The organism is Stenotrophomonas sp. PI_27 (assembly GCF_027854495.1).
Lineage (GTDB): Bacteria > Pseudomonadota > Gammaproteobacteria > Xanthomonadales > Xanthomonadaceae > Stenotrophomonas > Stenotrophomonas pavanii.
This window is the reverse complement of the sequence record NZ_JAJNOF010000003.1, coordinates 347,781-374,697: the sequence shown is the minus strand read 5'-3', so window position 1 is coordinate 374,697 and position 26,917 is coordinate 347,781. Positions and strand designations below refer to the sequence as shown.

The 26,917-nt window shown below is 66.7% G+C and carries 31 protein-coding genes and 1 tRNA gene; 13 read left to right on the top strand and 19 right to left on the bottom strand.

The annotated features are described in order from the left end of the window. Window positions 1–50: 50 nt before the first annotated feature. Genes LRM18_RS05830 through LRM18_RS05820 form a run of 3 tightly spaced genes read left to right on the top strand, consistent with a single transcriptional unit; the run spans window position 51 to window position 3,248 of the window. Complete coding sequence (locus tag LRM18_RS05830) at window positions 51–740, top strand: ABC transporter ATP-binding protein (RefSeq protein ID WP_004137569.1); 690 nt, start codon at window positions 51–53, stop codon at window positions 738–740. 14 nt (window positions 741–754) lie between these two features. Next, complete coding sequence (locus LRM18_RS05825; RefSeq protein WP_049468681.1) at window positions 755–1,912, top strand: ABC transporter permease; 1,158 nt, start codon at window positions 755–757, stop codon at window positions 1,910–1,912. 13 nt (window positions 1,913–1,925) lie between these two features. After that, on the top strand, window positions 1,926–3,248 hold the full coding sequence (locus tag LRM18_RS05820) for an ABC transporter permease (protein WP_270952330.1): 1,323 nt from the start codon (window positions 1,926–1,928) through the stop codon (window positions 3,246–3,248). A gap of 305 nt (window positions 3,249–3,553) precedes the next feature. On the opposite strand, the gene rarD is transcribed toward LRM18_RS05820, so the two are convergent. Next, window positions 3,554–4,450, bottom strand: coding sequence for an EamA family transporter RarD (gene rarD / locus LRM18_RS05815; RefSeq protein WP_053461935.1), 897 nt, complete (start codon window positions 4,448–4,450; stop codon window positions 3,554–3,556). Then, window positions 4,447–5,352, bottom strand: a complete 906-nt coding sequence (gene yedA, locus LRM18_RS05810; RefSeq protein WP_049468675.1) for a drug/metabolite exporter YedA — start codon at window positions 5,350–5,352, stop codon at window positions 4,447–4,449. The genes rarD and yedA overlap by 4 nt, the downstream gene beginning before the upstream one ends. Before the next feature lie 224 nt (window positions 5,353–5,576). Here yedA and LRM18_RS05805 point away from each other — a divergent pair, with 224 nt between their 5' ends. Next, window positions 5,577–6,911, top strand: coding sequence for an MFS transporter (locus LRM18_RS05805; RefSeq protein WP_057494450.1), 1,335 nt, complete (start codon window positions 5,577–5,579; stop codon window positions 6,909–6,911). Between the two features lie 67 nt (window positions 6,912–6,978). After that, on the top strand, window positions 6,979–7,275 hold the full coding sequence (locus tag LRM18_RS05800) for a hypothetical protein (RefSeq protein WP_270952444.1): 297 nt from the start codon (window positions 6,979–6,981) through the stop codon (window positions 7,273–7,275). Between the two features lie 88 nt (window positions 7,276–7,363). Here the strand turns inward: LRM18_RS05800 and LRM18_RS05795 are convergent, their stop codons facing one another. The 4 genes from LRM18_RS05795 to LRM18_RS05780 all read right to left on the bottom strand — a co-directional run bounded on the left by LRM18_RS05795 (window position 7,364) and on the right by LRM18_RS05780 (window position 11,955). Further along, entirely contained in the window at window positions 7,364–9,016 is a 1,653-nt protein-coding gene (locus LRM18_RS05795; RefSeq protein ID WP_270952443.1) for a M28 family metallopeptidase, read from the bottom strand. Between the two features lie 104 nt (window positions 9,017–9,120). Beyond that, window positions 9,121–10,053, bottom strand: coding sequence for an MBL fold metallo-hydrolase (locus LRM18_RS05790; RefSeq protein ID WP_057494452.1), 933 nt, complete (start codon window positions 10,051–10,053; stop codon window positions 9,121–9,123). Between the two features lie 146 nt (window positions 10,054–10,199). Then, window positions 10,200–10,496 (bottom strand): hypothetical protein, encoded by a 297-nt coding sequence (locus LRM18_RS05785; RefSeq protein WP_053461930.1) that lies wholly within the window; start codon window positions 10,494–10,496, stop codon window positions 10,200–10,202. Between the two features lie 166 nt (window positions 10,497–10,662). Then, complete coding sequence (locus LRM18_RS05780; RefSeq protein WP_057494453.1) at window positions 10,663–11,955, bottom strand: tryptophan--tRNA ligase; 1,293 nt, start codon at window positions 11,953–11,955, stop codon at window positions 10,663–10,665. A gap of 108 nt (window positions 11,956–12,063) precedes the next feature. Between LRM18_RS05780 and LRM18_RS05775 the strand changes: the two genes are divergently transcribed. Next, the gene (locus tag LRM18_RS05775) at window positions 12,064–12,861 is read left to right on the top strand and encodes a hypothetical protein (protein WP_270952325.1); all 798 of its coding nucleotides are present in this window, start codon (window positions 12,064–12,066) and stop codon (window positions 12,859–12,861) included. Window positions 12,862–12,937: 76 nt separating this feature from the next. Here LRM18_RS05775 and LRM18_RS05770 read toward each other — a convergent pair whose 3' ends face one another. The 3 genes from LRM18_RS05770 to rocF all read right to left on the bottom strand — a co-directional run bounded on the left by LRM18_RS05770 (window position 12,938) and on the right by rocF (window position 14,582). Beyond that, on the bottom strand, window positions 12,938–13,159 hold the full coding sequence (locus LRM18_RS05770; protein WP_004153772.1) for a CsbD family protein: 222 nt from the start codon (window positions 13,157–13,159) through the stop codon (window positions 12,938–12,940). Window positions 13,160–13,363: 204 nt separating this feature from the next. Next, window positions 13,364–13,501, bottom strand: coding sequence for an entericidin A/B family lipoprotein (locus tag LRM18_RS05765; protein ID WP_014035659.1), 138 nt, complete (start codon window positions 13,499–13,501; stop codon window positions 13,364–13,366). Between the two features lie 160 nt (window positions 13,502–13,661). Further along, entirely contained in the window at window positions 13,662–14,582 is a 921-nt protein-coding gene (gene rocF / locus LRM18_RS05760; RefSeq protein WP_053461927.1) for an arginase, read from the bottom strand. A gap of 275 nt (window positions 14,583–14,857) precedes the next feature. On the opposite strand from rocF, the gene LRM18_RS05755 reads away from it, so the two are divergent. Further along, window positions 14,858–15,307: a hypothetical protein gene (locus LRM18_RS05755; protein WP_270952299.1), complete on the top strand. Its 450-nt coding sequence runs from the start codon at window positions 14,858–14,860 to the stop codon at window positions 15,305–15,307. Between the two features lie 71 nt (window positions 15,308–15,378). On the opposite strand, the gene LRM18_RS05750 is transcribed toward LRM18_RS05755, so the two are convergent. After that, entirely contained in the window at window positions 15,379–16,149 is a 771-nt protein-coding gene (locus LRM18_RS05750) for a DUF3011 domain-containing protein (protein WP_270952297.1), read from the bottom strand. A 599-nt stretch (window positions 16,150–16,748) separates the two neighbouring features. Between LRM18_RS05750 and LRM18_RS05745 the strand changes: the two genes are divergently transcribed. Together LRM18_RS05745 and LRM18_RS05740 are read left to right on the top strand one after the other, a co-directional pair. After that, window positions 16,749–17,156, top strand: a complete 408-nt coding sequence (locus LRM18_RS05745) for a hypothetical protein (RefSeq protein WP_270952295.1) — start codon at window positions 16,749–16,751, stop codon at window positions 17,154–17,156. Between the two features lie 80 nt (window positions 17,157–17,236). Next, window positions 17,237–17,560, top strand: coding sequence for a hypothetical protein (locus LRM18_RS05740; RefSeq protein ID WP_053461924.1), 324 nt, complete (start codon window positions 17,237–17,239; stop codon window positions 17,558–17,560). 57 nt (window positions 17,561–17,617) lie between these two features. Here LRM18_RS05740 and LRM18_RS05735 read toward each other — a convergent pair whose 3' ends face one another. Then, entirely contained in the window at window positions 17,618–17,920 is a 303-nt protein-coding gene (locus LRM18_RS05735; RefSeq protein WP_270952292.1) for an addiction module antidote protein, read from the bottom strand. 58 nt (window positions 17,921–17,978) lie between these two features. Then, on the bottom strand, window positions 17,979–18,266 hold the full coding sequence (locus LRM18_RS05730) for a type II toxin-antitoxin system RelE/ParE family toxin (RefSeq protein ID WP_012478870.1): 288 nt from the start codon (window positions 18,264–18,266) through the stop codon (window positions 17,979–17,981). A gap of 231 nt (window positions 18,267–18,497) precedes the next feature. Here LRM18_RS05730 and LRM18_RS05725 point away from each other — a divergent pair, with 231 nt between their 5' ends. Together LRM18_RS05725 and LRM18_RS05720 are read left to right on the top strand one after the other, a co-directional pair. Beyond that, entirely contained in the window at window positions 18,498–19,097 is a 600-nt protein-coding gene (locus LRM18_RS05725) for a hypothetical protein (RefSeq protein ID WP_164082502.1), read from the top strand. Window positions 19,098–19,119: 22 nt separating this feature from the next. Beyond that, on the top strand, window positions 19,120–20,244 hold the full coding sequence (locus tag LRM18_RS05720; RefSeq protein WP_270952284.1) for an XVIPCD domain-containing protein: 1,125 nt from the start codon (window positions 19,120–19,122) through the stop codon (window positions 20,242–20,244). An 84-nt stretch (window positions 20,245–20,328) separates the two neighbouring features. On the opposite strand, the gene LRM18_RS05715 is transcribed toward LRM18_RS05720, so the two are convergent. The 4 genes from LRM18_RS05715 to birA all read right to left on the bottom strand — a co-directional run bounded on the left by LRM18_RS05715 (window position 20,329) and on the right by birA (window position 23,002). Further along, window positions 20,329–20,404: transfer RNA gene (locus LRM18_RS05715), tRNA-Thr, on the bottom strand. Between the two features lie 40 nt (window positions 20,405–20,444). Further along, on the bottom strand, window positions 20,445–21,299 hold the full coding sequence (locus LRM18_RS05710; protein WP_270952282.1) for an SPOR domain-containing protein: 855 nt from the start codon (window positions 21,297–21,299) through the stop codon (window positions 20,445–20,447). A gap of 9 nt (window positions 21,300–21,308) precedes the next feature. Then, window positions 21,309–22,040 carry a type III pantothenate kinase gene (locus tag LRM18_RS05705; protein ID WP_150828232.1) on the bottom strand — a complete coding sequence of 244 codons (732 nt, stop codon included), beginning with the start codon at window positions 22,038–22,040 and terminating at the stop codon, window positions 21,309–21,311. Then, the gene (gene birA, locus LRM18_RS05700; RefSeq protein WP_049466222.1) at window positions 22,037–23,002 is read right to left on the bottom strand and encodes a bifunctional biotin--[acetyl-CoA-carboxylase] ligase/biotin operon repressor BirA; all 966 of its coding nucleotides are present in this window, start codon (window positions 23,000–23,002) and stop codon (window positions 22,037–22,039) included. The genes LRM18_RS05705 and birA overlap by 4 nt, the downstream gene beginning before the upstream one ends. Before the next feature lie 144 nt (window positions 23,003–23,146). Here birA and LRM18_RS05695 point away from each other — a divergent pair, with 144 nt between their 5' ends. Beyond that, entirely contained in the window at window positions 23,147–23,431 is a 285-nt protein-coding gene (locus tag LRM18_RS05695) for a hypothetical protein (protein ID WP_270952280.1), read from the top strand. Continuing rightward, window positions 23,398–24,189: a M90 family metallopeptidase gene (locus LRM18_RS05690; RefSeq protein ID WP_270952278.1), complete on the top strand. Its 792-nt coding sequence runs from the start codon at window positions 23,398–23,400 to the stop codon at window positions 24,187–24,189. The genes LRM18_RS05695 and LRM18_RS05690 overlap by 34 nt, the downstream gene beginning before the upstream one ends. Before the next feature lie 85 nt (window positions 24,190–24,274). Here the strand turns inward: LRM18_RS05690 and LRM18_RS05685 are convergent, their stop codons facing one another. From LRM18_RS05685 to LRM18_RS05675, 3 genes are all read right to left on the bottom strand, one after another. Next, entirely contained in the window at window positions 24,275–25,699 is a 1,425-nt protein-coding gene (locus LRM18_RS05685; RefSeq protein ID WP_049466224.1) for a sensor histidine kinase, read from the bottom strand. Window positions 25,700–25,724: 25 nt separating this feature from the next. Next, entirely contained in the window at window positions 25,725–26,408 is a 684-nt protein-coding gene (locus LRM18_RS05680; RefSeq protein ID WP_004136763.1) for a response regulator transcription factor, read from the bottom strand. 73 nt (window positions 26,409–26,481) lie between these two features. Continuing rightward, entirely contained in the window at window positions 26,482–26,856 is a 375-nt protein-coding gene (locus tag LRM18_RS05675; protein ID WP_053504938.1) for a hypothetical protein, read from the bottom strand. Window positions 26,857–26,917: the final 61 nt, after the last annotated feature.

The window sequence follows — 26,917 nt, the reverse complement described above, 5'->3', positions numbered from 1 at the left end:
GCCATCGCGGGTGCGCTTCCCCGTTTCCCGCCTTCCGTGGAGAACCACCCATGTCGACCCTGGTTTCACTGCGCAACATCACCAAGACCTACCAGCGTGGCCCCGAGAAAGTGCAGGTGCTGCACGGCATCGACCTGGACATCGCCAGCGGCGACTTCGTCGCGCTGATGGGCCCGTCCGGCTCGGGCAAGACCACCCTGCTCAACCTGATCGGCGGCCTGGACAACCCCAGTGGCGGCGAGATCAGCATCGAGGGCGAGCGCATCGACCAGATGAGCGGCGGCCAGCTGTCGACCTGGCGCAGCCACCATGTCGGCTTCGTGTTCCAGTTCTACAACCTGATGCCGATGCTGACCGCGCAGAAGAACGTGGAACTGCCGCTGCTGCTGACCCACCTCAATGCCGCTCAGCGCCGCCGCAATGCCGAGATCGCGCTGACCCTGGTCGGCCTGGCCGACCGCCGCAGCCACCGCCCGAATGAGCTGTCCGGCGGCCAGCAGCAGCGCGTGGCGATCGCCCGCGCGATCGTCTCCGACCCGACCTTCCTGATCTGCGACGAACCCACCGGCGACCTCGACCGCCAGTCCGCCGAGGAGATCCTCGGCCTGCTGCAGCAGCTCAACCGCGAGCACGGCAAGACCATCATCATGGTCACCCATGACCCGAAGGCTGCCGAGTACGCCACCCACACGGTGCACCTGGACAAGGGCGAGCTGGCCGACGCGCCGCTGGCCCACTGACGGAGGCCACGGCGATGAAATACTTCTCGTTGGTGTGGGCACAGCTGTTCCGCAGCCGCACCCGTACCCTGCTGACCCTGCTTTCGGTGGTGGCCGCGTTCCTGCTGTTCGGCATGCTCGATTCGGTGCGCGTGGCGTTCTCGTCCGGTGGCAGCGTGGAAGGGGCCAACCGCCTGGTGGTCGCTTCTCGGCTGTCGATCACCCAGTCGCTGCCGATCCGCCTGGAAACCCAGGTGCGCCAGGTCGCCGGCGTGCGCGACGTGGCCTATGGCATGTGGTTCGGCGGCATCTACCAGGACCCGAAGAACTTCTTCCCGAATTTCTCGGTGTCGCCCAACTACTTCGAGGTCTACCGCGAACTGCAGATCGACCCGGCGCAGCTGGAAGACTGGAAGCAGACCCGTACCGGCGCCATCGTGGGCGAGACCCTGGCCAAGCAGTTCGGCTGGAAGATCGGCGATACCATCCCGCTGCAGGCCACGATCTTCCCGCGCGGCGGCAGCAACGACTGGCCGTTGGTGCTGAAGGGCATCTACCGCTCCAAGGACCGTGCGCTGGCCGCCAACGAAGAGCGCCAGCTGATGATGAACTGGAAGTACTTCGATGAATCCAACGACTACATCAAGAACCAGGTGAGCTGGTACACGGTGACGCTGGACAACCCGGACCACTCTTCGCGGGTGGCTCAGGCCATCGATGCGATCTCGGCCAACTCCGACCACGAGACCAAGACCCAGACCGAATCGGCGTTCCAGCAGGCCTTCGTCAAGCAGTTCGCGGACATCGGCATGATCGTCACGTCGATCATGGGCGCGGTGTTCTTCACCCTGCTGCTGCTGACCGGCAACACCATGGCGCAGGCGGTGCGCGAGCGCGTGCCGGAGCTGGCCACGCTGAAGACGCTGGGCTTCAAGGACAGCACCGTGCTGACCCTGGTGATGGTGGAGTCGGTGCTGTTGATCGGCCTGGGCGGCCTGATCGGCATGGGCCTGGCCGCGCTGATCCTGCCGGCGATCGGGCCGAAGAGCATGGGCATGCTGCCGCCGCACGTACCGACGCCGACCTGGCTGATGGGGCTGGGCCTGATCGTGGTGATCGGCATCATCGTCGGCCTGTTGCCGGCGCTGCGTGCCAAGCGCCTGAAGATCGTCGACGCACTGGCCGGCCGCTGAGGAGGACACCGACATGTTCAAGAGCAAACTCAAGAAGTGGCTGGGCAACGGCGTGACGGTGCTGCTGCTGGCGGTCGGCCTGGTGCTGTGGATCAGCCTGCCGTGGATCGGCGTGCTGGCCGTGGCCGTGCTGGTGGCGCTGTGGCTGCTGCTGACCCGCGGTGGACGGCTGGCGCTGGCCGCCACCCGCATCGGCGTGGCCAGCCTGCCGCAGCGCTGGGGCGCGTCCTCGGTGATCGTGGTCGGCATCGCCGGCGTGGTCGGCGTACTGGTGGCGATGCTGGCGATGGGCGAAGGCTTCCAGGCCACGCTCAACAACACCGGCGATGACACCACCGCCATCGTGCTGCGCGGGGGCTCGCAGGCCGAGACCAACTCGGTGATCACCCGCGAGCAGGTACCGATGCTGTCCACCCTGCCCGGCATCAGCCGCGATGCGCAGGGCCGGCCGTTGCTGTCGCCCGAGTTGTCGCAGGTGGTCAATCTGGTGTCGAAGTCCGATGGCACCGACGTCAACGCGCAGTTCCGCGGCGTCGGCCCGCAGGCGTGGCCGGTGCATGACAAGGTCAAGATCGTTGAGGGCCGCAAGTTCGCCACTGGCCTGCGCGAGATCGTGGTCGGCCAGGGCGCCAAGGGCCAGTTCCGCGACATGGAGGTCGGCAGGACGCTGACGCTGGGCAATCAGACCTGGACCGTGGTCGGCACATTCGCCACCGGCGATGCACATGATTCGGAACTGTGGACCGACGCCGATACGCTGGCCACCACCTACCAGCGCAGCGCCTGGCAGTCGATCAGCGTGCGCACCGAGGGCAAGGCTGGCTTCGAGCAGTTCAAGGCCGCCGTCGCCGCCGACCCGCGCCTGAAACTGGACGTGGAAACCACCCGCGTCTACTACAGCAAGCAGGGCGGCGGGCTGACCAAGCTGATCGACATCCTCGGCAAGGTGATCGGCACGATCATGGCGGTGGGTGCGGTGTTCGGCGCGCTCAACACCATGTATGCGGCCGTGGCCACGCGCGCCCGCGAAATCGCTACCATGCGTGCGATCGGCTTCCGCGGCCTGCCGGTGGTGACGGCAGTGATGCTGGAGACGATGCTGCTGGCGCTGCTCGGTGGCCTGCTCGGCTGTGCGGTGGCGTGGCTGCTGTTCAACGGCTACAGCGTGTCCACCATCGGCAGCAACTTCAGCGCGGTGGTGTTCAAGTTCCACGTGTCGCCGGAACTGCTGTGGACCGGCCTGAAATGGGCACTGGGCATCGGCCTGGTCGGCGGCCTGTTCCCGGCACTGCGCGCGGCGCGCCTGCCGATCACCACGGCGCTGCGCGAAACCTGAGCCCCCGGCTTCGCAGCGGCACACCCGCAAGGACGGAGCGAAGGCTCCGTCCTTTTTTTTTGTCATGCGTCTGTGGATTGTTGGACGCGATTCATCTTGGCGGCACGCTGCCGGACCATCGCCAATGGAAACCCTCTAGAATCGCGCGCCCATCATCTGTATCCGCGTTCCCACCACGGCCATCTCTCTCCTGGCCATGGCTGGAAGCAGAACGGCGCCTCTCGGGGCGCCGTTCTTTTTTGCGCGAAAACGGGGTCAGAGCCCTCCGCGTTGGGGAGGGATCCGACCCCGTAGCTGCGCCTGCGCTACCGCTTGGCGCGCATCGTGCGGATGTTGTCGCCGACGAACAGGATCAGGCCGGCCCAGATCGCGGCAAAGCCGATCGCCTTGGCGGTATCGAACGCTTCATGAAAGAAGAACACGCCCAGCAGCAGCTGCAGGCTCGGTGCGATGTACTGGAGGATGCCGACCAGCGACAGCGGAATGCGCTTCACACCGTAGGCAAAGCCGATCAGTGGAACAGCAGTCACTACGCCACCGAAGATCAGCAGCAGGTCGTTGCGCCAGCCCCAGCCATGGAAGAACGCGCCGCCATGGCCGTTCTCGGCCCAGATCGCGAAGGCCAGCGCCGGCAGGAACAGGTACATGCTCTCCACGCCCAGCCCCGCCACCGGGTCGACCGAGACCAGCTTGCGCAGCAGCCCATACAGGCCGAACGAACAGGCCAGGCCCAACGCGATCCACGGCGGCGTGCCGGCGTCGATGGTCAGCCACGCCACGCCCACCGCCGCCATCGCCACCGCCACCCACTGCAGGCGGCGCAGCCGCTCCTTCAGTACCAGCACGCCCAGCAGCACGTTCACCAGCGGGTTGATGAAATAGCCCAGGCTGGTCTCGATCACATGGCCGGCGTTGACCGCCCAGATGTACAGGCCCCAGTTGAACGCGATGGTCAGGCTCGAGACCAGCAGGATCGGCAGCGCGCGCGGCTGCGCGGCGATCTTGCGCCACCAGCCCAGGCGTGCGCTGAGCAGCAGCCAGCCCAGCACCAGCACGGTGCTCCAGATGATGCGGTGGGCGATGATCTGGAACGACGGCACCTCATTGAGCAGGTGCCAGTACACCGGCACCAGGCCCCAGATGACGAAGGTGGAGGCCGTGACCAGCAGGCCCCGGCGCTGTTCTTTCTCGTCCATGCTCATTTCTTGCGCGTCCTTGCCATCGTCAGTACCACCACACCCAGGAGAATCACCGCCATCGCCAGCAGGTCGCGCCAGCCGAAGCGCTCACCGTTGAGCAGCGCGCCCAGCAGCACCGCGATCACCGGATTGACGTACGCATAGCTGCCGGCCAGCGCCGGGCGCACGTTCTGCAGCAGCCACACGTAGGCGGTGAACGCGACGATGGAACCGAACACGCACAGGTAGGCCATCGCCAGCAGGCCACCGGTATCGGGCAGCGTGGTCGGGCGCTCGCCGACCGCCAGGCCGATCAGAACCAGCAGTACGCCACCGCAGATCATCTGCCCGGCCGCCGTCATGAACGGGCCCGGCAGGTCCAGCCCGCGTGCCCACACCGAACCGAAGGCCCAGCCGATCGGCGCGATCAGCAGCAGCACCAGCCCGGTCGGCGAAGCGGTCAGGCTGCTGCCCGCATTGAGCCAGACCACACCGAGGAAGCCGATGGCAATGCCCAGCCATTCACCGCGGCTGGCGTGCTGGCCGCGCAACGCCGAGAACAGTGCCATCCAAAGCGGCACCGAGGCCACCGCGGTGGCGGCCAGGCCCGAGGACACCTCACGCTCGGCCAGCACCACCATGCCGTTGCCCAGCACCAGCATGGTCACGCCCATGATGACCAGGTTGCGCCACTGCCGCAGTGTCGGGTTGGGCAGCTTCCAGAACAGGCGCAGCGCCAGGAACATCAGGCCGCCCGCGACGATGAAGCGGCTGCCGGACACCATCGTCAGCGGCAGCGCGCCGCCATGCAGGGCCTTGGCGATGCCCAGGTAGGTCGAGCCCCACACCACATAGACCAGCAGCAGCGCCAGCGCGACAAGGCCACCCCGGGGGGCAGCCGCAGACGAAGAGGGGGGAGCCGACATGACACACCAGGGAGCCGGGGGAAGGCGGATTCTAGGACGTTTTGAGTATGGTCCGGCACCCCGTACGGTGGCACGCTGTCATCCATCCATGCACCCTGCGCTGGTCTGCTACCCCGTGTTGACGGCCGATGCAGTACCAAGAAGGCTGCCCGGTCGCGCCGTCCCGATGACCGTGCGCCGTTTTCCCTGCGCACGGACGCGCCGCATCGAGGATTTCCACCCAGATGAGCACCACGTCCCAACCCGCCGTCCCCGCCAACGACCGCGCCGCCCTGCGCCGGTCGATCTCCAACACACTCAAAGGCTCCGCCGGCAACCTGGTGGAGTGGTACGACGTCTACGTGTACTCGGTGTTCGCCGTGTACTTCGAATCGCAGTTCTTCTCGCCGGACGACAAGAACTCCACGATGTACGTGTGGGCGATCTTCGCAGCGACCTTCCTGATGCGCCCGATCGGCGCCTGGTTCTTCGGCCGCTTCGCCGACCGCCACGGCCGCCGCCTGGCGCTGACCGTCTCGGTCACGCTGATGGCGCTGTGTTCGTTCCTGATCGCCGTCACCCCCACCGCCGCCAGCATCGGCATCTGGGCCGCCGTGATCCTGCTGTTCGCGCGCCTGCTGCAGGGCTTCGCCACCGGCGGCGAGTACGGTGCCAGCGCCACCTACATGTCCGAGGCTGCCATTCCGGGCCGACGCGGCTTCCTGTCCTCCTTCCACTACGTCACCCTGGTCGGCGGCCATGTGCTGGCCCAGCTGACCCTGCTGCTGATGCTGACCTTCTGGGGCAAGCCGGAGATCTCCGAGTGGGGCTGGCGCATCGCCTTCGGCATCGGCGGCATCGCCGCGGTGGTGGTGTTCTGGCTGCGCCGGGGCATGGACGAGTCGCTGTCGGAGTCGTCGATCGAAGCTGCGCGCGAGGGCAAGGCGCAGAAGTCCGGCTCCATGTACGAACTGTTCGTGCACCAGTGGCGGCCGCTGCTGCTGTGCTTCCTGATCACCGCCGGCGGCACCGTGGCCTTCTACACCTACTCGGTGAACGGCCCGAAGATGATCCAGAGCGCCTTCGCCGGCAACGATCCGATGACCGGCACCCTGATCAACCTGGGCGTGCTGGCGTTCCTGATGGTGCTGCAGCCGGTCGGTGGCTGGCTGTCGGACATCATCGGCCGCAAGACCCTGCTGGTGTTCTTCGGCGTCGGCGGCGTGCTGTACAGCTGGTACCTGATCACCCAGCTGCCGCACCAGCATGATGCCACCCTGGCCTTCCTGACCCTGGCGCTGGCCTTCGTCATCCTCACCGGCTACACCTCGATCAACGCGGTGGTGAAGGCCGAACTGTTCCCCACCCACGTGCGTGCACTGGGCGTGGGCCTGGGCTATGCGCTGGCCAACTCGCTGTTCGGCGGCACCGCCCCGCTGCTGTACCAGGGCGCGCTGAAGACCGGCCACGTCGACTGGTTCGCCATCTACGTGACTGCCACGATCGCGGTATCGTTGGTGGTCTATGTGTTCTTCCTCACCAACAAGGGCCCGAACTGGCTCGACGGCACCCGCAAGTAAGCGCGCTGCCGTGATCGCGGCCACCGGTGCACTGCCGGTGGCCGCGGCTTCTCCCGCCGCCCCGTTGATGTGGATCGCGGCGACGCTGGTCGCAGCCACGGCACTGGCCTGGCTGCTGCGCCGCCCCAGCGCACAGGCCACGTGGCCACGCATCGGTTTCGGGATTGCCCTGCTGGTGTTCTGCGCCGCACTGATGCTGCAGCTGGCAGTGGACCTGGGCAGCGGCCACAGCTCGCTGCAGTTGCGCCTGCATCGCGGCGTCAACGGCGGATCGCTGGTCGGCCTGCGTACGATGGTGGCGTGCTATCTGGCAGCGCTCGCCGCCAGTGGCTGGGCCGCCTGGAAGCTGCTGCGCCGGCGCTGACGAACACCCGATGGTGCCGGCCGCTGGCCGGCAACCTCATGAACCTCCGGGAAGAGCAGCGAGTTGCCGGCCAGCGGCCGGCACTACCTCAGCGGCGAGCCGCTTCGCTCTTGTCACGCGCGCTGCGGAACTCCGATTCCTTTTCCCACGTGGGCCAGCGGCGGCTGTTGGCCAGCTCCGCACCCAGGTCGTAGACCAGCAGGGTGTCGGCGGCGTGGCCGCTCGGGTCCCAGTTCGGCGTCCAGGCATCGCAGGCCTGGTGATAGCAGTCGGCGAAGTACTTCTCGCGCAGCGCGCGGCCGGCTTCAACCCCACCGTCCAGCTTGTCCAGGCCCGGGCCGATGGTGATCGCCGGCACGCCCAGGCGGGCGAAGGCGAAGTGGTCGGCGCGGTAGAAGAAGCCGGCTTCCAGGTTCGGGTCCGGGCTGTAGCTGCGGCCGCGGGCCTTGGCCACGCGTTCCAGGTCGCCTTCCAGCGACACCCGGCCCTTGCCCCACGACGCGATGTCGCGGGTCGGGCCATCCGGACTGAACATCTCGATGTTCAGCACCGCGGCGGTCTTGTCCAGCGGCGCCAGTGGGTGCGCAGCATAGTAGCTGGCCCCCAGCAGGCCCTTCTCTTCAGCGGTCAGCGCCACGAAGTACAGCGTGCGCTGCGGCTGCGGGCCGGCAGCGAACACACGGCCCAGCTCCAGCACCGTGGCCACGCCGGTGGCATTGTCGATCGCACCGCGGCGGATGCGGTCCCCCTTGGCGTCGGGCTGGCCGATGCCGAAGGCATCCCAGTGCGCGGAGAAGATCACCGCCTCGTCGCCATGCTCGCCACCGGGCAGCTTGGCCACCACGTTGCGGGTGACCACCTGCTCGCGCTTCAGCGCGAAATCCACGCTGAGCTTGGCGTTGTCCAGTGCCACCGGGCGGAAGTCGGCGCGCATCGCCTTGCGCTTCTCCGCATCGAAGTCGAGGCCGGCGTCGGCGAAGATCGCCTCGGCCAGCTCGCGCTGCATCCAGCCGCGCAGCGGCGTGTGCTGCGCCATCGCTTCGGCCTGGCCGCGCTCGATGTCGAACAGCGACGACGTGCCCGAGCTCTTCACCGTGGCCCAGCCGTAGGCGGCCGGCGCGGTCTCGTGCACGATCAGCACGCCTTCGGCACCACGGCGCGCGGCTTCCTCGAACTTGTAGGTCCAGCGGCCGTAGTAGGTCACCGCCTTGCCGTCGAACGCGCCCGGCGCATCGGCCTCGAAATCGGCATCGTTGATCAGCACCACGGCGATCTTGCCGTGCAGGTCCACGTCCTTGTAGTCGTTCCAGTGGCGTTCCGGCGCATCGATGCCGTAGCCGACGAACACCAGCGGTGCCTCCTTGATCTGCACGAGCTTGCGCGGCTGCAGGCTCTGCAGGGTCACGTCCACGCCGTTGGTCAGCGCGCGGCGGCCCTGCTTCAGCGCCAGGCTGGCCTTGGCCGGGCCGTCCAGCTGCGCGCGCACCAACGGCACCGGCTGCACCCAGCTGCCATCCACGCCGCCCGGCTGCAGCCCGTAGCTGCGGAACTGCTCGATCAGGTACTGCACCGTGCGCTCTTCGCCCTCGGTGGCCGGCGCGCGGCCCTCGAATTCATCCGACGCCAGCACACGCACATGGCGCGACAGTGCCTGCGGATCGATGCCACCACCCGGCAGGTCGTTGGCCGCATGGGCCAGGCCCCCGACAAACAGGCAGGACGACAGCAGCAACACGCGCATCGGATTCACGGCAATACCACGGCTAGCTTGGAAGTCACCAGAGTGTAACGTGGACGTGACATCACGGCGCAGCGTTGGCCACCTCATCCACGCATGGCCGGGCTCTACGGGCGGATGCGGTCCAGCCAGCAGGCCAGGCCCTGCGCGTTGAGTTCGATGTCCATCGCCAGCACCGCAGTCACCGCCGCATCGTCCAGCGCACAGCCATGCAGCTGTGCACGTTCCAGGTACAGTGCCTGCAACGCCGCCAGCAGGCAGCGGTGGCGGTCAGGCCGGCCGTCGCACTGTCGGCCGATGGCCGCCATCGCATCGATCTGCTCGAACAGGTCCTCGGCCAGTTTCTCCACCTGCTGCACCCGCCCGTAGTGGGTCAGGTACATCGCCTGCGGCGCGTAGCCCAGCATGCGCCGGATCGAGGCCTTCATCGCCTCCGGGTCGAACTGCACCGGCGAGGAGGTGGGGAAGATGAAAGCGCCCTGCGCGCTGTCCAGCTCGCGGTAGGAGATGCCGAACGTATCGCCGGTGAACCAGCTGCGGCTGCGCGCATCCCATACGCAGTAGTGGTGCAGCGCGTGCCCCGGCGTGTGCAGCATCACCAGCTCGCGGCCGGCCAGGTCGATGCGGTGGCCATCTTCAGCCACCACGACCCGCTGTTCGGGAATCGGTTCGATGCGGCCATAGCTGCGCGCGATCTCTTCGGCGCCATACACCGCCGTGGCACCGGCGATCAGCCGGGTCGGGTCGATCATGTGCGGTGCACCGCGCGGGTGCAGCACCGCTTTCGCGTTCGGCAGCTGCTGCATCAGCAGACCCGCACCGCCGGCGTGGTCCAGGTGCACGTGCGTGAGCAGCAGCCAGTCCACCGCATCCACGCCCAGGCCGGCGTCGGCCAGCGCCTGCAGCATGGCCGGCACCGACAGGCCGGTGCCGCAGTCGACGAACGCGGCGCGGCCGTTTTCAACGATCAGGTAGGCCGCGTCGAAGTCCGGGCGCTGGAAGCCGGTATCGATGGTGTGGATGCTGGGGTCGGCGGTCATCGGCACGCACCTGGCAGGGTCGGGAACAGACACCCATGGTAGGCGCGCGGGTGGCCCGGGTTCGATGCGGCTTTGGTCGGGTAATGCCGGCCGCTGGCCGGCAACGGGGTAGCCCATTGACTGCCGTTGCCGGCCAGCGGCCGGCACTACCGGTGCAGCCAGCGCGGCCGCAACAGCAGGGCCAGCACCAGCACCGCCAGGAACGCGCCGTAGGCGTACAGCACCGCCAGCACCTGCGGCCAGATCGGGCCGGCACCGGGTTGCACCACGCCGATACGGTAGCCCCACAGCATCGACACGATGCTCAGCGCGAAAGCCAGTACCAAGGTAGTACCGTCGAACAGGCGCCGCCGCACGCTGCGCGGCTGGCGCGGGAACAGCCAGTACAGGCCGCCCAGCAGCAGGAACCAGGGCAGGAACAGCAGCAGCGACAACCAGGCCATCGCAGACTCCATGTCATCGCGCCGGCGGCGCGCGGACATCATGCCATGACCTTCGTTGGCGGGTAGTGCCGGCCGCTGGCCGGCATTTCCTATGCAAATACCGTGGTAGTGCCGGCCGCTGGCCGGCGTTTCCCATACAATTGCCGGCCAGCGGCCGGCACGACCTTTAGTCTTCGCGCAGCACGGCCAGCGCGGCCAGCACCGCGTCCACCTCGGCGTCCAGCTTGAACAGCTCGCTCTGCAGCTGGTCGCCCTGCTCGGCCTGCTTGATCACGGCAATCAGCTGGCCGGCATCACGCGGCGAATCGAAGCCTTCGCTCTGGATCAGCAGCGTGCCGTCGCCGGCGGTCAGCTTGAAGTAGAACCGGCCGTCCTTCTCACGGTACTGCTTGAACTGCGGCGGCGCCACCCGGGCCACGCCGGCATCTTCGCTGGCGATGTCGCCCGCCGTGGACAGGTCGCGCAGGCCCACGGCGTGGCGCAGTTCTTCCAGCAGCGGTGCCGCCAACTGCTCGCGCAGCTGCTGGCCACGGCGCTTGAGCAGCGCTTCGATCTTCTCCGGCTCGGCCATCAGCGCGTTGTAGCGCTCGCGCAGCGGCGACAGCTCGCTGTCGATGCGCTCGAACAACTGCTGCTTCGCATCGCCCCAGCTGATGCCCGCAGCGAACGCCTTGGCGAATTCCGCGGTCTGTTCCGGGGTGGCGAACGCCTGGTACATCTGGAACAGCGCCGAGCCTTCGGTGTCCTTCGGCTCACCCGGCGCGCGCGAGTCGGTCAGGATCGAGAACACCAGCTTCTTCAGCTCCTCGCGCGGCACGAACAGCGGAATGGTGTTGTGGTAGCTCTTGCTCATCTTGCGGCCATCCAGGCCGGCCAGCGTCGCCACCTGCTCGTCGATCACCACGTCCGGCAGCGGGAAGTACTCCTTGCCATACACGTGGTTGAAGCGCTGGGCGAAATCCCGCGCCATCTCGATGTGCTGGATCTGGTCACGGCCCACCGGTACCTGGTTGGCCTTGAAGATCAGGATGTCGGCAGCCATCAGCACCGGGTACATGAACAGGCCGGCGCTGACGCCTGCGTCCTCGTCCAGGCCTTCCTCGCGGTTCTTGTCCACCGCCGCCTTGTAGGCATGCGCGCGGTTGAGGATGCCCTTGCTGGCGATGGCGGTCAGGAACCACATCAGCTCCGTCGTCTCGCGGATGTCGCTCTGGCGGTAGAACCACACGTGTTCCGGGTCCAGGCCACAGGCCAGCCAGCTGGCTGCGATCTCCAGGGTCGCGCGCTGGGTGCGCTGCGGGTCCTGCGACTTGATCAGGCTGTGCAGGTCGGCCAGGAAGAAGAAGCTCTCGATCCCCGGCGCGCGGCTGGCCGCGATGGCCGGACGGATGGCGCCAACGTAGTTGCCCAGGTGGGGCGTGCCGGAGGGGGTGATGCCGGTAAGGACTCGGGTCGTCATGACTGCGTGGGGAAACCTTCGATGAACGGGGCCAGTTTACCGTGCCGGCGGCCAACCCCGTCAGGGCCGGCGGCGCGTTCATTCACCCAACCCCGCTGGAGACGCCCGATGAAACGCCTGCTGCCCCTGCTGCTGATCCTGCCCCTGGCCGGCTTCCGCCCGGCACCGCCGCCGCCGGCCTACGAGGGCGGCCCGGTGCGCATGACCCTGGTCGACCGCGACCGCGGCACCGAACTGCGCAGCTACCCCGCCGACGGCCAGCGCTGGGTAGCCGGCGAGCGCGGCCACCGCTACGCCGTGCGGCTGTACAACGACAGCCCGCGCCGAGTGCTGGTGGTGCTGTCGGTGGACGGCATCAACGCCATCTCCGGCGAGGATGCCGATCCCTCGCAGACCGGCTACGTGCTCAATCCCGGCCAGCGCGCCGACATCACCGGCTGGCGCAAGAGCCAGGACGAAGTTGCGCAGTTCGTGTTCAGCAGCCCCAGCGGCAGCTATGCCAGCCGCACCGGCCGCCCGGACAACATCGGCGTGGTCGGCGTGGCGGTGTTCGAAGAGGCACGTCGCTGGCGCCCCGAGCCCATCCTGCGCCGTGGCCTGCCATTGCCGGCGCCGGCCGCACAGGCCGAAGCGGCCGCCGATGCCAGTGCCAGCCGCATCGACGGCCATGCCAGCAAATCGCAGGCCCCGGCGCTGGGTACCGGCCACGGTGCGCGCGAACAGTCCTCGGTGCGCGACACCGACTTCGAGCGCGCCAGCCGCAGCCCGGCCCAGGTGCTGCAGCTGCGCTACGACAGCGCCCGCAACCTGCGTGCGCGCGGCATCCTGGTGGACTCGCCCTCGCGCCTGCCGCGCGAACCGCAGGCCTTCCCCAACCGCTACGTCCCGGACCCGCCGGCGCGCTGATCGCCCGGCCCAGACGGCACAACGCCCGCGACCTCACGGTGCGGGCGTCGTGCTGTGGGGGGTAAGCGGTCAGCGCTTACTTGTAATCCGGATAGTCCTTGCTCACTGCGTCCTGGAACTCACGGACTTCCTTCTCAGCGCGGTCCTTGGCCCAGCCATAACGTTCCTGCAGGCGGCCGGCCAGATACTCGGCATTGCCTTCGGCCACGTCGAAGTCGTCGTTGGTCAGATCGCCCCACTTGGCCTGCGCCTTGCCCTTCAGCTGCGACCACTTGCCGGAAATGATGTCTTTGTTCATTGCTGGGAGTCCTTGGTTGCAACGGCGTTCTTACCGTGGTTGCAGCTTCCCGCAGCGGCTGTTGAGCAGCGGTCAACCCGCAATGAAATGCATGCTCACCTGCTTGAATGGTTCACTCCGCTTCGACACTCGTGCAGCGGACGCCGCGCAGAAAAAAAGGCCGGGGAGATCCCCGGCCTTTTCGTTTTCCAACCCGCGCCGGGCTCACTTGCCCTTGGCGGCGTCCTCAACCTTTTCACCGGCCTTCTGCACGTCCTTGCCGGCACCGGCAACGGTATTGCAACCGGCCAGCAGGGCCACCGAGAACATCGACAACAGCATCAGGGCAACTACGCGCTTCATGGGCTTCTCCTTGGGTTCGCCGCTACACCGCTTCATTCGCGGATGGGGTTCTGTCGCTCGGCGGGAGGGCGCACTGCCACCACCGCCGCGTGACGTGCAATCTGGCGGCAGCGGCGTGGAGCGGGTGTGAACGGATCAGCGATCCGTTCAGGCCAGGCCCTCAGTCGCGCATCAGGGTGGACTTGCCGAACAGGCTTTCGACCAGGTCCACGGCCAGTTCGGCGGTGGCATTCTGCTTGTCCAGCAAGGGGTTGAGCTCGACGATGTCCAGCGATCCCATCCGCCCGGTGTCGGCGATCATCTCCATCACCAGCTGCGCCTCGCGGTAGTTCACCCCGCCCGGCACCGTGGTGCCCACGCCCGGTGCGATGCTGGGGTCGAGGAAGTCGACGTCGAAGCTGACATGCAGGTGGGTGTTCTCATCGATGCCGGCCAGCGCCGCTTCCACCGCGCGCTTCATGCCGTTTTCGTCGATGTAGCGCATGTCGTACACATCGACCTTGTGGGTCTTGATCAGGCGCTTTTCCTCCGGGTCCACCGAGCGGATGCCGATCTGGTGCATCTGCGCCGGGGTGATCGCCGGGGCGCTGCCGCCCAGGTGGGTCAGCGCCTCCGGGCCGAGCCCGCACAGGCAGGCCACCGGCATGCCGTGGATGTTGCCCGACGGGGTGACATCGCTGGTATTGAAGTCCGAATGCGCATCCAGCCACAGCACGCGCAGATTCTTCCCCTGCTCGCGGCACCACCGCGCGACGGCGGTGATCGAACCGATGCCCAGGCAATGGTCGCCGCCGAGCATGATGGGCATGCGGCCGGCCTGCAGTTCGGCGTAGCTGGCTTCCATCAATGCGTGGTTCCAGGCCACCACCTCATCAAGGTGGCGGTAGCCTTGCACCGGCGCAGTCCACGGGTTGCGTGGGCCATCCAGGTTGCCCACGTCACGAACGTCCACACCGCGCGCTTCCAGCGCCTCCGGCAGGCCCGCCACGCGCAGCGCCTCCGGCCCCAGCCGTGCACCGCGATGGCCCGCACCGACATCGGTGGGAACGCCAATCAGGGATACGGAAATGGGATGGGCCATGGGTGCCTCCTGCAGTGCGGAAAAAGAAGCACAGTCTAGCCAGAGCTGTGTGACACCACTCGCGGCGGTGCAGCAGGGCAATGGCCGGATCACCGCTGCCTGGCAGCCGTATCCGGTCAGGTATTCCAGCGCTGAGCGGTCAGAAACCCGCCCTTCCTTGATCCGCTTCACACCCGAGTCGGCATCGCCTCTTACCCACGGCGGTCCTTGTCTCCACTCTGCGTCGGCACCCGGACGGTGCGGCTTCATTTCCCCAACCCTGGAGAACGACGCACATGAAACATGCACTCAATGGACTTGCGGTACTGGCGATTGCCCTGGGCGGACTGATTCCGGCAGCTGCCAGTGCGTCCTCGCAACGCATCACGCATACGGTGACCACCGACGCGTATCCCATGCAGACGGCGGGCGCACGCGAAGTGCTCGACTGGGTGGCGCAGCGGGTAAAGCCGACGTTCGCCCCGCAGGGCTACGGCAATGTACAGGTGGAACGGCGGGCGTTCTCCGTAGGGCGCGCGTCTGCACGCGCGGACGGATCGATTCCCGGAAAGCTGCCGGAGCAGGGCGTTCCCGGTGAGATCTACCGGGTGGAGAACCTGCTTCCCGATGGCTCCATCCAGACGTGGGAATTCACCTGGGTGGAACCCTCATCCGGCCATGGCGGCGGCTGGGATGTCACCGGGTACTCCTACAAGAAGGGCAATGACCCGGTGAATCAGCAATAGCGGGACAGGGGCAATGCGTGCTGCGTTGCCCCGTTCCGGACATACGCCAACGCCGAATGTGCCGTTGCGCGTCAACCGCCGCGGTGGCGAACCGGCGTCAGGCTTTGCACCTGGCCGCTGTTGCGCATCATGCACAGGAAACGGCCATCGGGATAATCGATGATCAGTTCCTGGTAATCGCTGCCCACCGGCATCTGGGTGACCAGTGCGCCCTGAGCGCCCTTGCGCATGTTGCAGGCGCCCAACGCGGTATCGCCTGCCGGCGCCGGGGTGGTCACCGAAGACACGTTGCGGAACACCGCGCGGCATCCACCATTGACCCACACCGAGTGCCGCGACAGGCCCCAGTTCTTGCCTTCCTCGCAGCGGGTGCGGCTGAGCTGGCGCACGATTTCCACATTGCCGCGAGTATTCAGATCGCACGACACCTGCTGCTCGTCAGTGGATTCGCAGGTGACTTCGCGCGGTAGCGCGGCATCGCCACCGGCGGCGTCGTGAGATTGCGCGCCACTTGCGGCGGGCGCGGGTGTGCCGCGAGTACTGACCTGGCAGATGCCATTGGCGCCGCCACGGCCGGTATAGCTGATCTGCGGCGTGCCGTCATCGCTGCGGCTGATCGACAGGGTGACACCACTATTGGCATCGCGTGCTTCGACGTAGCGGTCGTTGAAGCGTTTCAGCGCCGCCTCGCGGCCCTGCACGTAGACCGGGCCGCCTTCGTCGGCGTGCACGTCGATGCCGCCCGGGCAGCTGGCGTTGAAGAACGGCACCGCGGCCATGGCCGGGGCCACGAAAGCGGTGGACACCAGTGCGACGGTGAGCGACAGGGCGTGGCGACGCATGTGCGGATCCCGAGGGGGCCCAGGGTGGGCGTGTGGCGGCAGTATGCGGTGGGGCGCTGCGGCCTGTCCGTGAGGAATATCAAGAACCCGGTGACACGCGTGGGGGATTCAGGTCTGCTAGGGTACTCTTGGAGCCCTGCCGGGGCGGTTAAGCCAGCTTTACGTCGTGGGCCGCGATGTGCCGTGCGACAGCAATGGCACAGCCGGATGTTTCGTGGTTTGCGGCACTGCGCGAACTGTCGCTTCTGGCATTACGCTGCTCGAAACAGGCCAAACGCGATAATTCATTTTTCCTTTCAGATCGCCCGATGCCATCGAAACAAACGACTGGCAGGCGGGGATTTCGCCTGCGCATGATGAATCGCCACCTTCAGCGAGGTGGCCGGGATTTCCAACCCGAAGACTGAAAGCTGTATACGCTTGCCAGCCGGCGTCGTCCTTCCCAGGTGCGGCGCCGGCTGGCAATCCGTTCGCCGATCGACGGCGGGCGGTGCGTGGGGGCTTCGTGCCCACCGGCTCATTCAGTCCCGGGATTGGAAACCACGTATCGCCCGCCACCCTTCTCCGGTGGCATCTCTGTTCCTGCCGAGGATGCCCGCATGTCCAGACCCTACCACCCGTACCTGACCGCCACCCTCGGCGAGGCCGCCCTGCGCCTGCCGCCCGAACTGGCGCAGCCATTGGAAGCCGCTTTCGCCGCTGCGAACGAAGCGCCTGCGTCCATCAACCTGCCCAGCTGCCTGCAGCGCATCCGCGCCGGTGATGCCGCCGATGGACAGCCGTGGGCGGGGCCCGCCAGCACACCCGGCCAGGCGGTGGCCGCCGCCCGCCGGGATCGCGCTGCGGTGGGTTTGGTGTCGCTGTTGGAGCTGTACCACGCCGCCGAGCGCGTGCGCGTGGACGGGGAAGAGAAGGACGATATCGGCGATGGCACGCGCGAAGGGCTGATGCTGGCCTGCCGGGGGCTGGTGGAGTATGTAGCGTTGCAGGTGGGCGGGGCTCAATAATGCGCAACGTTGGCATCCCCAACGCACAGGTTCAACACGTCGCAACCCCGGCCAACGAATCAGGCAGACCCGCTGCTGGGATGAGCACACCCTACCCAAACCTGAAACCTGTCCTCGTTGAACTGCGGCTGGACGAAGTGGATTCGCGCGGCGGCGCTGTTACCGAGATGATCGCCTCCACCGCACGCCCCATGGCGCTTTCCATAAGCCCTGAACTCATGTGGTACAGCTTCGTGCTGAATGACCGCGACATCACCCGCATCACGCCTGGAACGCGGGCACACTGCACAATCTCCTTCATCAACCATGACGGTGCGAAAGAGGTATTCCCCTGTGGCACGGTGGCCGCCTTCGGAGACGGATCGTCAACAAGAGGGTTGATCCGCATCATTCGGTTTGATTGAGACTGATCGCACCGGACTTCTTGAGGCGGCGGAAGTGGAGCGCAGTGTCTTGATGCCTCACACGGCACTGGCATGCAGGCGCACACCCAAGGCACGGGTCACCTTCAGGATGGTGGCGAAATCGGGGCTGCGTTCGCCGGACAGTGCGCGGTAAAGACTCTCGCGCGACAGGCCCGCCGCGCGCGCAACCTTGCTCATACCGTGAGCGCGCGCGATGTCGCCAAGCGCCTTGGCGATGAATGCGGAATCGCCGTCGCTTTCCTCGATGCAGGCATCGAGGTAGGCGGCCATTTCTTCGGGTGTCCGAAGATGTTCGGCCACATCAAATGCTTTGAGTTCGACTTTTTTCTTAGTGGCCATGATGGAACAGCTCCAGTACTTCGGTATTGATTCGTTTCGACTACAGCCGGTTCGACGCTCACAGGGCACGCGCAATCTCCCTGGCCTTTTCGATATCGCGTTGCTGTGAGCTTTTGTCACCTCCGACCAAAAGAATCAGCAACTGCCTGCCGCGCTGGGTGTAGTACAGGCGGTAGCCCGGCCCTGCATCGATACGCAGTTCGGAAATACCGTCCCCCAGATAGCGGTGATCACCCGGATGGCCTTCGGCGAGCCGACCGATGCGGGCCAGGATGCGAGCGCGTGCAGTTACGTCCTTGAGAGCATCAATCCATGTCGCGAACTGACGGGTACGCTGGATCTTCATGGAGGACTGTAGCCTAAAGGCTACAGTCTTTCAACTATCGGATTGCCCGCATGGAGGTGTGCTCGGCCTTCCGTCTGATGTTCCCTCCCTCGCAGCTGACGCCCCGTTTTTTAAACTGGAAAGTGGAACCGGGTGCGTTTTCAGTAGCTCATTTTTCACGGGAACCCGATCCGTACTCACAAAACGCTGTGCTAGATTCAAGAGCGTGACATTGGCGCGAGAGATGCTTTCATGGATGCGTGGGTCGAGGAATGCGATTCTTCATCAAAACGCGGACGTCGGCGCCGCCTCTGGATCGCAGCGCGTCGTCGCCTCGCGATCGTTGTTCCGGCGCTTGTGCTGGCAGCATGTTCGAGCGCCGCGACGTCGCCCCCATCAGATCATGTGAATCAAAGACAGACCATCAAATCAGGGAGTGAAGCTGGTATGGAGCGATTCAAGAACAGCATCGAGCGATTGTCCAATGTGCGGTTTGGCGATATCGATGCATTGAACGAACAGCTTCACACGCATCTTGGAAAACCGGCTCGGCAGGGCCTGAGAGACGAGCGAACCGCAGAACGTGGAATGTTGGGCGGCCTTGAAGTTCGGAACATCACACTGAGAAGTGCTGTCGATAATCCTGCGCAGGCGAAGCTGACCTTCGATGTCGCGCCACCGAGCGTCGCGCTCAAAGAAGTCATCTGGGAGGGAACGGCGCAGTATCCACCTCGGCCTGATGCCCCTGACTCCCTCCCCTACTGGACCGCGCCAGTCAACGGTGCTGAGGTTGTACTCACTCTGGCCCCTGACAATGCGACATTGACCCACGTATTGATCAGTCAGCGTTGACCCCCTGGGCAGGAGCTCGAACATGGAACGTACTGAAGACTCTGAACTGCCGCAGCCGCAGGACGGGCCTCGCCCAGGACCCGTACGTCGGCCGGAGTCCCCGTTGGCTGACCCTTCGTTGGCGCCGCTTCTGGCGAAATCACCAACACTTCGAGCGGGTCTCGCACAGGCCGAGCGCGACGATCTGGATGTTGTCTGGGGACAAGCCGGTAGGGGCACCTATCTTGTTCCCGGTGAGAAGATCGTTATTGACGAGAACGCGGTTGGGCAAGGCCCCAGAATCGCGCGCTCTCTTTCCCATGAAGTGGGGCACCATCTCTTCACTGAACGTCCCGATCCGACGTCCAAGCAATCCTATGTAAACACCCTGCTACGCGGAGAAGCAGCTGCGACGCTCAGTAATGTCCAGGTCCAGCGTGAACTCATTGCAGCTGGTGGGCCGGACATTGGTGTGTCCGGCACGGGTAATCGTCCACAACAGTATGGAGCTATTGCCGTTGAACTCCAGGCCGGGCGGATCAATCGAAACCAAGCGCTTGGGCAGATCGCTGAAGTGTTCAAAACAGAGGCTCCTTCTGTTGGTCCTCATGCGACATACGAGCTTTACTATGGCGCGCACTATGATCAGCACATAGCACCCACGCAGCGTCGACGTAGGCCCGAGCCAGAACTTGACGCCGAGCGCACTTCGGCTGCGGAAAGAGTCGCCGTGGTCGGCGATGACTCACTTTCGCTGCAACGAGCGGCTTTCTCAGTAGCTGAACTCTGCGATGCTGACCGTTCTCTCTATAAGCAGATAAGAGCGGGTGTGGAACGCCTGGATGCCGAGAGCGGGAAGCAGTGGGATGAGTCGAGCCAACGCATGTCCGCGAGTTTGCTGGTGCTCGCGAAGGAGCACGGGCTTTCAAGAGTTGACCACGTCGTAGTGAACAACCCGACAGAGTCCCTTGCACGTGGCGAGAGAGTATTCATCGTCGAGGGAGCGATGGACGATCCTGCCCAACGCCGTGGAACCATGAATACGATGGACGCGCTTCGCGCGCCTGAAGCGGAGTCACTTCATCGCGCTGATTCATTGGCAGCAAATCTTGAACAGCAGTCAGCGCAGCAGGTCCATGCGCAGGACGGACCATCATTCTCAAGGTAAGACTGCCGAGGCACCGGGTGTACCGCCTTTCGAACCACTGGGCGAGTACCTGGAGCAGCGCAAAGAGGCGCTGACTCATGGGGATGGTGCCGCTTATCCGAATCGAACGGATGACCTACTGTTTACAAGACAGTTGCTCTACCAACTGAGCTAAAGCGGCATGGGTGAATCACCGGCGGCAGCGCCGCGGTCCGGGGATTCTAGCGCAACCGCGTGCATTCCAGCGACCGGCTCTGTGCCGCTCCGCTGCGCTGCTGGGCCTGGGCCGGCTGCGTGCCCGCCGCCAGTTGCGCTTCCAGCCACCACTGCCCGGCGTCGCCGCTGGCGACCAGGCGCGGCTGGAAGCCGGCGGCCTGCACCGCTGCCATGCGGCGCTCGGCGCCCTCGCGGTTGCGGTACTGGCCCAGCGCCACGGCGTTGGCGTCCTCGCCCTGGCTGATGATGTAGTAGTCGCTCAGGCCGGCGGCGACGATGCGCTTCACGGTGGCCTGCGCTTCGTCGCGGTTGGCGGCGGCCGGCAGCATCACCCGGTAACGGGCACTGCCGCTGGCAGCGGGCTGTTCGCGCAGGCGCACCTGGCTGAGCAGCGTGCCGGCCTTGCCCTGCGCGCTGCTCGCGGCGGCGCGGTCGGCGAACGGGCCCAGCGCGACGCAGCGCGGCGGCTCAGCGGCCGCGGGCGGGGTTGCGGGCGTTTCCGGTACCGGACCGGGTGCAGGCGGTGGTGCCGGCTTGGCAGCGGCAGCAACCGGCGCAGCCTCAGCCACCTGCGGCTTGGAAACTTCCGGCTGGGCCGGCACGGCCGGCGCGGGCGCAGGCGTCGCAGCCACCGCGGTCTTCGCAGCCGGTTCGCGCTCCATCAGCGGTGCTGTCGGAGCGGCGGCGGTGGCCTCGGCTGCGGCATTGGCATCCACGCCACCGGGCACCCAGCGCAGCTCGGCCACGCCCGCGGGTTGCAGTGGCGGCGCAGGCTTCTGTGGTGCATCGCGCAGCAGCCACCAGCAGGCGACGCCAAGGTTGAGGATGGCCAGTACGACGATCAGGGCACGGGTCAGCATGCGCGGATACTAGCCTGCGGGCTGGTGCACCGCCCAGCGGGCGAGGCCATCCAGCACCAGCGAGGGGTGGTAGTCGGCGCCGGGCAGCAACGGCATCAACGCCGGTGCGCCGCCGCCGTGCACCAGCAGCGACGGCGCCACGCCCAGCAGCGTGTGCGCGTGCTGCGCACTGCGTTCAATCAGCGCCACCGCGGCGCCATCGCAACCGGAGGCCAGCGCATCGGCGGTGTCGTTGGCGAACTCGCTGTAGTCGCCGCCAGTGGCCGGCAGCTGCACCGCACGCGCGTGCAATGCCTCGCGCATGGTGGTGGGCGATGCGGAGATGCGGCCACCGTGGTGCTGACCGTCGGCGTCGAGCAGGTCAATCGTCAGTGCGGTGCCCACGCCGACCACCAGCACCGGGCGCTGCGCCTTGGCTGCGGCCAGCAGGGCCAGGAAGCGGTCGACGCCGAACTTTTCCGGCTTGGCATAGGCAATGCGCACGCCGGCGCATTCGGCGCTGGTTCGCACCACATGCACATGCTCGAAGCGGCGCTGCAGCTGGTCCAGCATGGCGCTGGTCAGCGACGGTGCGGCCACGCTGGCCACGAACGCGGTGCGGCCGCTGGGCAGGCTATGCGGTGGCTGCCCGGCCATGCCTTCGGCACCATGCGCCCAGGCCTGCACGTCACCGGCACGGTCACCCTGCAACGGCGCGAACTTGAAGCGCGAGTTGCCGAGGTCGAACAACCAATCGCTCATGCCGCCCTCACGCTGACTTCGCCGGCGTGCAGCAGGCGCTCACGGCCATCGATGCGCACGCGCAACGCGCCGTCATCGGCCAGGCCGAGTGCGGTGCCATGCTGCCACTGCCCATCCAGTTCCACCCGCACCTCGCGGCCGGCCAGCATGTCGAAGGCGGCGTAGCGCGGCAGGAACGGAGCAAGACCTTCACGATCGAATTCCTCCAGCGCCGGCAGCAGTCGCGCCAGCACGGCGGCAACGACCACGTTTCGATCCACTGGCTTGCCAGCCAGCGTGTCCAGGTCCACCCACGGCTGGCTGATCTGCTCGGCGAACGAGGGCGGCATGTGCGTGTTGATGCCGATGCCGATCACCGCGCGCGCCGGGCCGGCGTATTCGCCACCGCCTTCTGCGAGCAGGCCAACCAGCTTGCGGCCATCGACCAGCAGGTCGTTCGGCCACTTCAGCTGCGCCTGGGTGTAGCCCAGATCGTGCAGCGCTTCGGCCACGGCGATGCCGGCCACCAGGCTCAGGCCAGCCAAGCGGCCGAGGCCTCCGGAGAACAGCCGCAGCACCGACAGGTAGACATGGGCGGCCAGTGGCGAGGCCCAGGTACGGCCACGACGGCCGCGGCCACCGGTCTGGCGTTCGGCCAGCAGCACGCTGACCCCGCGCTGGGGCGCGCTGCACCGCAGCAATTCGGCATTGGTCGAGTCCACCGTCCAGGCCACCTGCAGGTCGTGCAGCAGCGCCTGGGCGTCGGCGGGCAGGCCAGCGCGGATCGCCGCCGGGTCCAGCAGGTCAACCGGGCGGGTCAGGCCATAGCCCTCGCCGGCACGGCCCTCGACATCCACACCGGCGGCCCTAAGCCCTTGAATACGCTTCCAAATAGCCGCCCGGGTCTGGCCCAGCTCACGGGCCAGGGCGTCGCCGGACAGGCGACCGGCAGCGAGTTTGGCCAGCAATTGGCGATCGTCCACGGCAGCTTCCACGAAGTCAGGCAGGAATTATGCGGTAAAGCCGCCAGCGACGCCCGCCACGCTGGGTTCTGCGGGGGCTTCCAACGGGGCGCCGGGTTCGGGCTAGAATCGGGAACTCACCCTCCCTTAACGTGGATGTCGTCAATGCGCCGTTATGCCCATTGCCTGATCCTGCTGATGATGCCCTTCGCGGCGTCTGCGACGGCAGCGCTGGACGACAGCCGCGGCGCTTGCGTGTCCTCCAACGGTGATGCCGCCTCGCAGCGCGCGCCGACCGCGACCGCCGCGGCTGCGACCACCAAGCCGGCACCGGTACGCCCTGCGGCCAGCAGTGCCACCAGCACCGGGGGCGGCGGCAGCGACGACGACGTCCTGCAGCGCATCCGTGCGCCGAAGTGGCACAGCTACCTGCCGGGAATGTTCCGCTGATCAAGTCGTTGCTGCAGTGGCTGCGGCCTGCGCCGCGGCCGATCGACGATGCACTGTGGGAACACGCCTGCCGCCGTGCGGCCTGGCTGCACGGACTGGACGACGAACGCCGTGCGCGCTTGCGCGTGTTGGTCACGCGCTTCCTGCATGAGAAGACCATTACCCCGATCGGTGAGCTGCAGTTGCAGGCCGACGACGGCGTGCTGCTGGCCGCGCTGTGCTGCCTGCCGCTGCTGGAGTTCGGCGCGGTGGGGCTGGAGGGCTGGTCGCAGCTGATCGTCTACCCCGACGCGTTCCGCGTGCACCGCAGCCACATGGATGCGGCCGGCGTGCTGCACGAGTGGGATGACGAGCTGATCGGCGAGTCGTGGGACAGCGGTCCGTTGATCCTGTCCTGGGCCGATGTGCAGGCCGACCTGGCGGCGCCGCACGAGGGCTACTGCGTGGCGGTGCACGAGATGGTGCACAAGCTGGATGCGCTTGATGGGGCGATGGATGGCACGCCGCCGCTGCCGCGTGCGTGGCAGCGCGAGTGGGCGGCCACGTTCCAGCGCGCCTACGATGCCTTCTGCGCGCAGGTGGACGCTGGCCAAGAGACCCTGATCGATCCGTATGCGGCCGAGGCGCCGGAGGAGTTCTTCGCGGTGGCCAGCGAGTACCACTTCTCGGCACCGGATCTGCTGCAGCAGGCGTTGCCGGAGGTGGCCGCGCAGCTGCGGCGGTTCTACGGCGAGCCGCCCAGCATCGCAATACGGTAGTGCCGGTCGCTGGCCGGCACCCTCATGCTCTTCGATGGCATGGCCTGGTTGCCGGCCAGCGGCCGGCACTACCGATCAACGAAGTTTACGGCCCTGTCGGCAAGCGCACTTCGAAGCGGGCGCCGCCCAGTTCGGCCGAACGGCCCACGGCCAGTTCGCCGCGGTAATCCTTGATCAGGTCCTGCACGATCGACAGCCCGATGCCGTGGCCCTGCACGCGCTCGTCGCCACGCACGCCGCGCTGCAGTACCTTGCCGATGTCGTCCGGGGCGATGCCCGGGCCATCATCGTCCACCGCCAGCAGCAGGCCGGCGCGGCGCGCGTTCGGTGCCGGCAGCGGCTGCGCGGTCAGCAGCACGCGGCGGTTGGCCCACTTGAAGGCGTTCTCCAGCAGGTTGCCGAGCAGTTCCTGCAGGTCGCCCGGTTCGCCGTGGAAGCGTGCGGCCGGATCGATATCGAATTCGCACAGCACACCCTTGGAGGCATAGACCTTCTCCAGGCCACGCACGATTTCCTCGGCGTTGGACTCGATCGGCAGCGGCGCGGAGAACAGCTTGTGGCCCGAGGAGGCCGCGCGCGCCAGCTGGTACGAAACCAGGTTGTTCATGCGCTGCAACTGCACGTCCAGTTCTTCGCGCAGCGCGCCGTCGCCGGCACCGCTGTCCATCTGCGTGCGCAACACCGCGATCGGCGTTTTCAGGCTGTGCGCCAGGTCGGCCAGGGTGTTGCGCTGGCGCTCGAGGTTCTCGCGCTCGCTTTCGATGAAAGCGTTGATGCTGTCGGTCAGCGGTTCCAGCTCGCGCGGGTGGCGCTCGCTCATGCGCTCGGTCTCACCGCGCTGCACCTTGGTCAGCTCGGTGATCACCCGGCGCAACGGGCGCAGGCTCCACTGCAGGATGACGGTCTGCAGCAGCAGCAGGATCAGGCCGATGCCGCCCAGGTAGAACCAGACGCGGCCACGGAACACGCGCAGCTGGGCACCCAGCGCGCGCGAGTCTTCCATCACATAGATGGTGTACGGGAATTCGGTGGCAGGATCGGCGTCGGCGCCCCACACCAGGCCCAGGCCGTAGCGGTACACCGAGCCCTGGCTGCCATCGATCTGGATCATCGGCAGCGGCCCTTCGAACACCTCCTGGCGCGGTGCCAGCAGGCCGCCGCCGACGGTGGGCAGCATCGGGCCTTCGGCGGACATCGAATTGCCCTTGCCGTGCGGCATCACTACCTGCAGGTACAGGCCACTGCCGGGCACGTCGAAGCGGGAATCCGGCGGCTGCTCGCGGATGTACAGCGAGCGGTCGCGGGTGAAGTCGATGCCGGCCGCGTAGGAGGTGGCGTAGTTCTTCAGGCGCTCACGCAGGTTCGCCTTCGCCGTGTCGGCGAAGGCGGCGTCGAGCGCGTAACCGGCCAGGGCCAGGAACGCCACCAGGCCCACGGACGCGGCGAGCATCTGGCGCGCCTGCAGTGAGCGCGGCCGCCAGCGTCGGAAGAACCACAGACGGCCGGACATCGTGTAAGCGCCAGGGTGAGCCGGCTCAGCCCTCGTTGCGCGGAATCGCGAAACGGTAGCCGCGGCCGCGCACGGTCTCGATCGGCTTCAGCTCGCCATCCGGGTCCAGCTTCTTGCGCAGGCGGCCGATGAACACTTCCAACACGTTCGAGTCGCGGTCGAAGTCCTGCTGGTAAATGTGCTCGGTGAGGTCGGCCTTGGAGACCAGTTCACCGGCATGCATCATCAGGTACTCCAGCACCTTGTACTCGTAGCTGGTCAGGTCGACATTGCTGCCGGCCACGCTGACGGTCTGGGCGGCGAGGTCCAGGGCGACCGGGCCGCATTCCAGGGTCGGCTTGCTCCAGCCAGCGGCGCGGCGCAGCAGCGCGTTGACGCGGGCCAGCAGCTCTTCGACGTGGAACGGCTTGACCAGGTAATCGTCGGCGCCCTGCTTCAGGCCCTCGACCTTGTCCTGCCAGCTCGAACGCGCGGTCAGGATCAGCACCGGGAACTTCTTGCCTTCGTCACGCAGGGCCTTGATCAGCTCCATGCCCGACATCTTGGGCAGGCCGAGGTCGATGATGCCGACATCGAACGGAACTTCGCGCCCCATGTAGAGGCCTTCCTCGCCGTCCTGCGCAGCATCGACGGCAAAGCCTTCGCGCTTGAGCCGGGCTGCCAGGGTCTCACGCAGCGGGGCTTCGTCTTCGACCAGAAGGATACGCATGAACTCTCCCTAGTGTCCTGGGTGTGGCCCGGAGGCCAGTGGGGTACGGGTTGATAGCGACGACTATCCCTGTTCAGGGGTTATCGCCGCGTAGTGATGACATATCCGACCGCGGCGTGCGCGGCTGTGAACGCGACGGGGCGGGGTCGTCCATGTAGCGGACCCGGCCCCGGTCGTCCATGTATTTCACCCGGTTGATGTCACGACCATCGAACGGCACGCGCTCGGCACCGAGGATGTGGCCACCGGTGGTGCGCTGCACGCGGCGCACGGCATCGGACAGCGAACGTTCGTCGCCACGGTTGCCGCGCTCGCCCCGCTCCATCATCTCTGCACGCCCCTGCTCGCCACGCGTCGGCTGCTGCGCCAGCGCCGACGACAGCGGCGCGGCCGCCAGCACCACGCACGTGGCCAGGGCAATGCGGCAATGAAGGGGAGCGGAAGACATCGATGCGATCCTAGCCGAGCACGGCGATTCGTTCAAAAGTCGTGAATCCGGATGCCGGGTT